The sequence below is a fragment of the Gemmatimonadaceae bacterium genome (assembly GCA_036496605.1).
Taxonomy (GTDB): Bacteria; Gemmatimonadota; Gemmatimonadetes; order Gemmatimonadales; family Gemmatimonadaceae; genus AG2.
This window is the reverse complement of record DASXKV010000048.1, coordinates 101,790-107,844: the sequence shown is the minus strand read 5'-3', so window position 1 is coordinate 107,844 and position 6,055 is coordinate 101,790. Positions and strand designations below refer to the sequence as shown.

The following is a 6,055-nucleotide window of genomic DNA, read 5'->3' as shown; positions in this document are numbered from 1 at the left end:
CTCGACGCGCCCTTCTCGACGCGCCCTTCTCGACGCGCCCTTCTCGACGCGCCCTTCTCGACGCGCCCTTCTCGACGCGCCCTTCTCGACGCGCCCTTCTCGACGCGCCCTTCTCGACGCGCCCTTCTCGCCGTCACGCTCTTGTCCCAGTTTCCCATAACGCGGTACGGGCACGAGTCCCTTCTTCCGCGCATCTGGACACTCCGCGCCAACCTCACCGCCTATGATGCGACGTATGTTGCCCTCGCCGAGGGCCTCGGCTGCAAGCTGCTCACGCGCGACCAACATCTTGCGACCGCACCCGTTGCTCGGAATGTCGCGGAGCTGCTCTAGCGCTATTAGGCATAAACGCGCTTGAGGTCCGTTCGGTAGCGCAAACACTGCCTCGCTACTACCGTACCCGAGGCATCGCTCGAAGCACAACTCGCCGTCGAGCGTGGCTGGGTTGACATTCTACCCGAAGATCGTAACTTGGGTAGACAATCGACCCAAAGAGGTGAGTCGTGCATCCCATCGCCTGGCTCCGCCGGTACAACCGGCGCGATGATTTCGGCGCCGAAATCACGGCTCATCTCGCGCTCGAGACCGACCGCCTCGTCGCCGAAGGCTGGGATCCGCACGACGCCGAGTACGAAGCGCGCCGACAGTTCGGAAACGTCGGCACGGTGCAGGAGCGCCGCTACGACTCGACGCATCTCTCGCTGATCGAGGGTATCGCGGGGGACGTACGCTATGCGGTTCGCACGCTCTGGCGTGACAAGACGTACCTCCTGGCCGCCGTCTCGGCACTCGGCATCGGTCTCGCCGCGAATATCGCACTCTTCGCGCTTTTCAATGCCGTGGCGCTCCAACCCCTTCCGGTGCCGAAGCCAGATCGAATCCTCGCCATCTGGCGTGTGAAACCGCCGAATCGCTTCGGCGCTTTCTCCATGGCGGAATTTCTCTTCTATCGCGACAACGCGCGAACGTTAGGCGCGGTCGCGGCGGCGCAACCGGCGCACTTGCGGCTCGCGGGGTCGGCGTCCTCCACGGCGCCGCACACGTTTGCCACGAGCGCCACCGTCGCGGAGCCAGTCATCGCGCTGTTCGTGACGACGAACTATTTCGAGACGTTCGGCATCAGACCCGTCGTTGGCCGCGGGCTGCGCCCAGACGACGAAGTCGTCGACGCTCCTGTGAACGCGTTGATCAGCGACAACTACTGGGAGCGCCGCTTCGCGCGTGATCTTGGCATTCTTGGATCCACGTTGATCGTCAGCGGCATTCGCGCGACGATCGTTGGCGTCACGCCGCACAACTTCGCCGGTATTCGGCAGGAAGTGCCTGACCTCTGGATTCCGCTCTCGGCACTCGGCGATCTGCGTGTGCGTGCCAGCCGCGAGACGACCGCATGTTGCGAGCTGGTGGGACGCCTAACGCCAGAGGCCTCGCTGGCGCAGGCGCAATCGGAGCTCGCGGCACTCGCCGCGCTGTGGCGGAAAGCGCTCCCCGCTTCCGAGCAAAGGGTGACCGTGTCGGCCACGCGCGGCAGGCCCTTCGGAGCAATTGGCGAGCAAATCCATCCGTTGTACGTGGCTCTGCAGGTCGTGATGCTCCTCGTGCTCTTGATCGCCTGCGCAAATGTCGCCGGTGTGTTGCTGGGCCGCGCTGCCGCCCGTGAGCGCGAGATTACCATCCGGATGGCGACCGGAGCGAGCCGCGCACGACTGATACGCCAGCTCCTGACGGAGGGCGTTGTCGTCTCGCTGCTCGCTGGTGCAGTCACCGCCGCGATCACGATCTATGCGCTCGCCACGGGCAGCCGATTGGGAGCGGCTTTCCTGTCGCGAGAAGGCGGTGGCACTCTTGCGCTCACGACGGCGCCTAACGCGCGCGTCCTGATCTATGTCGGCATCCTGAGCGTCGGCGCGGGGATACTGGTCGCGCTCGCACCGGCCCTGCAGGCCAGCCGAGCGGATCTGGCCTTGGCGCTGAGGAGCTCCATGGGGATCTCCGCGGGCACAGGTACGCGTCGGCTGCAAGGGTGGTTGATGGCTGGACAGATGGCGACCTCTGTGGCGCTGCTCCTCGGCGCCACCAGCTTCACGCGGTCGGCCGCCAACTTGTTAGGCACTGATCCTGGCTTTCACACCCGTGACGTGATCTCTGTGTGGCTCACGAACCCCGAAGAATTGGGATTCTCGCCCGATCGGTCCCGCCAGATCGAGACCGTGATCCGCGATCGACTCCACGCGCTTCCCGGCGTGCGCTCGCTCGCCGTCACCTCTCATGTACCGTTAGGCGGCAACGTCGCGGCGTCAGCCACGTTGCCGGCCGAGGTCGCAGGCGATCCGGACGCTCGCGAGCACGCGGCGCGATATTCGTATGCCTTCGTGTCGGCGGAGTATTTCGCGACGCTCGGGATCCCGCTCGCGCGTGGTCGCACCTTCTCTGCACAGGAGGTTCGAGACAGCGTGCCCGTCACCGTCATCAGCGATTCACTCGCTCGAGCGTTTTGGCCGGGCAAGGATCCGATCGGACGAAAGCTCGTCATGGGAACCGCGCCCGAGACTGGGTTCGGCCCCACAGCACCCAGGTTCGCAGGATCGATCGAGGTAATCGGTGTGGTGCGGGACATCCGCGGTGTGTCGATGACGAGTGTCGACGGCGGCGACATTTATTTGCCGAAGCTGACCAATGGTTGGACGAGCCGCATTGTGCTGGCCGTCGACGGCAACGGGGCTGCCGTCATACGCGCGGTGCCGCGAGTCGTCGCGACGGCGGAGCCAATGCTGCCGGTCGCGGTCGAGCGCATGGATCGGATCGTCGCGTCGGACGGGAGCGTCATGACGGCGCGGGTGAGTGGAGCAATCCTCGCGCTCATCGGCGCGATCGGTCTCGTGCTCGCGTGGGTCGGCGTGTACGGCTTGGTGTCCTTCAGCGTGCGGCAGCGCGAGCGGGAGATCGCCATTCGCATGGCGCTCGGCGCGAATACCCGACACGTGCTCGCGGCGTCGGTCGGCGATGCGATCGTCTGGATCGCGCGCGGCGTCGCCGTCGGCATCGTCCTCGGGATTGGCGGCATTCGAGTCGCCAATGCGGCGCTTGGAACGGCATCCGCGACCGCGAGCACGTTCGATCCAATCGCGCTTCTCGTCGTTCCCGCAGCTCTCGTCGCTCTCGCCGTCATCGCGGCTTTGGTCTCGGGCCGGCAAGCCGCCTCCACGGATCCCGCCGCGGTGCTGCGCGGTGGCGCCTAACGCGTTGCACGAGCAAGCGGACACTCATGCCCAGTCGAAGCGCGAAAGAACGCGACCCGCTCCTGCAAGGCACGCTCGACCTCCTCATCCTGCGCATCTTGATGCTCGGTGACGAACACGGCCAAGGCATCGCCCGCGAGATTCAACTTCGATCAGCCGACACCCTCATCGTGGACCACGGCTCGCTCTATCCGGCGTTGCAGCGACTCGAGGATCAGCGGTGGATCAAGGGCGCGTGGGGCACCTCGTCGAACAATCGCCGCGCGAGGTACTACGCCATCACGCCGAGCGGGCGCCGTCAACTGGCAGTCGAGGCAGACCGCTGGAACCGGCTCGTCGAGTCAATCACTCGGGTACTCGGCCCCGAGCCGCTGGGAGCGTGAGACGAGTTCTGAACGAACTTGCCATCGCAGACCCTGTGGGTCCGGTGCACCTCAGTCTCAGTACGCCCAGTCTTGAAGATCGCGCGGACCGCGCCGCGGCGGGATCAGCGGCGATGCTCCAGGCCAGCCTCAACGAGCAGCCGGTGGAATCGCGGATCGTTGCGAAGAGGACTATATAGCGGATCCGCCTCGAGCAACTGGCTCGTCGGGTCGCGTTGAGTAATTGCTCGCTCGAGCCAGTCGAAGGCGTAGTCGTACTCGCCCTTGCCCAGCGCTACATGCAGCAGGGCGATCCGCGACGCGAAGACGAACCTTTCTTTCGACTGATCCTCGAGGTTCTTCAGCATGGCTACCGCCTCGGCCCGACGACCACACATCGCATCGACATATCCGGCAACTCCGCGCTCGACATTCTGGAAGGACGCCGGCAGATACCGGATCTCCGTAAGGGCGTCAGAACAGTGATTCAACAACACCAAAACGCGCGCCAGCTCCGCGTGCGTCATCGCATTTGTGGAATCCAGCTCGAGTGTCGTGCGTAGCTCGGTGAGCGCTTCCGGATAGTGCCCGGCGAATAAGAGCATCGTTCCGACGCGGATGTTGACGATGATCGAGAGAGGGTCCAGGTCGCGCGCGACCCGAGCTTCCGCCACGGCGGAATCGCCTGAGCCGTGACTCGTGAGATACCAGGCATAAAACAGATGCGTAGACGGATAGCGTGGATCGAGCTCCATCGCGCGCCTCAGCTCACGGCGAGCTTTTTCCCCATCGAGGTCGAAGAACATACTCACGATCCCGAGTGATGTATGCGCCTCGGCGAGAGCGTCGTTGAGCGCGAGGGCGCGAAGCGCCGCCTCCTTCGCGCGAGCAAATCCCTCGCTTGGCGGATCGAAGCCCCAGATCGAAAGGAGGCTTTGGGCATCACTCAGGCCGGAATAGGCCGGCGCATATAGCGAGTCCAGCTGAACTGCACGTTTGAAATACTCGACGCTATTTCGCAGGCTCTTCTCGTCGGTTCGCAGACCGAAAAAGGAGCGGCCCTGCAGATAGAGGTCTCGCACTTCCTGGCTCGTCGTTAGGCGACGTACTGGGAGGGTATCGTTCCCCGCCGCCAACGTTACTTGTAACGCGCGCGCGACCGCGCGCGAGATCTCGTCCTGGACGGCCAACACATCGCCGACGTCGCGCTCGTACTCCTGCGACCAGAGTTGGTAGCCATCGGCCGCATCGATGAGCCGCGCCGTAATACGGAGTCGGCCGCCTCCGCGCATAACGGTGCACTCGACGAGCGAGCTCACGTGCAGCTCCTGCCCGATTTGTCGCGCAGGCACGTTCCTGCCCTTGAAGACGAAGGCGGACGTACGAGCCGGCACACGGAGCTCCCTGATCTTGCCCAAAGCCGTGATAAGCTCATCGGTCATACCATCGGAGAAGTACTCGTCGTCCTTGTTGCTACTGAGATTGGCGCACGGCAACACGGCGACGCTTCTCGCAGGCGTCGGGTGCGCGTTGCGTTCGCGGGCAAGAACTGCCGCCGTGGCTCCAGCCAGCACGAGTGCAAGTCCGCACGCAGCGAGCATCTTTCGCGTCAGTGCTATTGACGACGGTGTGGCGTTGGTGCGAATCGAAGCAACGACGGAGGGCGGGTCGGGAAGCTTCGGCTGCAGTATGGATACCGCGTCAGCTCGGTCGGCAGTGGGGCGTCCGCCGCCCTGTAGCTGCTGTGCCAGTTCCGTGATCGCACTATCCGGCGCGCTCGAAAGCTCCGCCCGCACGAGCGCCTCGTACACTCGAGCGTGCTGCAACGCACCGCCTCGGTCTCCCGCGGCCGCGAAGGCACGCATCAGATCGAGTGCGCCCTGAGTGCCGAGCGGATCGAGCATCACGATTCTGCGCCGCCACTCGATTTCGCGCTGGTAATTCCCCTGCTCTGCTTCGGCGCGAGCCAATTTCTCGAGGGCGCGCCGATAGTCCGTCGCCAATCGAGCACGTTGCGATTCCGTCCAGCGCTCGAAGTCCTCGGCAGCGCGCAGGGAAAAGCCGTCGAGAAATGGCCCGCCGTACTGCGCAACGGCATCCGCGGGCGCGCCGCGCGCGAGCAAGGCCTCGAACAGCCCCAGATCACTCTCGACGATCTCTGGATTCAAGCAAATGGGATCGCTGCCGAGGAACAGCTTATCGCTCGCCTGACGGCGCAGAGCGTATAGCAGTTGCTCGAGCGCGTGACGCGCATGCTCGGCCGAGCTCTCGGGCCAGAGATAGCCAACGAGCTTGTCGCGCGTCAGACCGTGCTTTCCGGCAACGGCAAGCAATGCCAACAGCGCGACTCGGCGACGCTGGGTCGCGACAGCCGCCCCAGTTTCGTCCAGCAAAGCGAGCCCACCGAGTGTTCGCAGCCGCAACATGAGGCTCGATGAGGAAAAGATGAGGGCC

At 64.6% G+C, this 6,055-nt stretch carries 4 protein-coding genes; 3 read left to right on the top strand and 1 reads right to left on the bottom strand.

The genetic code is table 11. The annotated features are described in order from the left end of the window. The 3 genes from VGH98_18480 to VGH98_18470 all read left to right on the top strand — a co-directional run. Nucleotides 1–333 (top strand): type II toxin-antitoxin system VapC family toxin (locus VGH98_18480; protein ID HEY2377967.1); only part of this gene is annotated, 333 nt, incomplete at its 5' end. 170 nt (nucleotides 334–503) lie between these two features. Then, nucleotides 504–3,239: an ADOP family duplicated permease gene (locus tag VGH98_18475; protein ID HEY2377966.1), complete on the top strand. Its 2,736-nt coding sequence runs from the start codon at nucleotides 504–506 to the stop codon at nucleotides 3,237–3,239. 26 nt (nucleotides 3,240–3,265) lie between these two features. After that, nucleotides 3,266–3,622, top strand: coding sequence for a PadR family transcriptional regulator (locus VGH98_18470; GenBank protein ID HEY2377965.1), 357 nt, complete (start codon nucleotides 3,266–3,268; stop codon nucleotides 3,620–3,622). 104 nt (nucleotides 3,623–3,726) lie between these two features. Here the strand turns inward: VGH98_18470 and VGH98_18465 are convergent, their stop codons facing one another. Then, nucleotides 3,727–6,027, bottom strand: coding sequence for a BTAD domain-containing putative transcriptional regulator (locus tag VGH98_18465; protein HEY2377964.1), 2,301 nt, complete (start codon nucleotides 6,025–6,027; stop codon nucleotides 3,727–3,729). Between the last annotated feature and the right edge of the window lie 28 nt (nucleotides 6,028–6,055).

What these genes read in the sequence shown, in the direction of transcription:
- VGH98_18470 (HEY2377965.1), top strand. Translation starts at nt 3,266, where the DNA reads ATGCCCAGTCGAAGCGCGAAAGAACGCGACCCGCTCCTGCAAGGCACG.
- VGH98_18465 (HEY2377964.1), bottom strand. Translation starts at nt 6,027, where the DNA reads ATGTTGCGGCTGCGAACACTCGGTGGGCTCGCTTTGCTGGACGAAACT.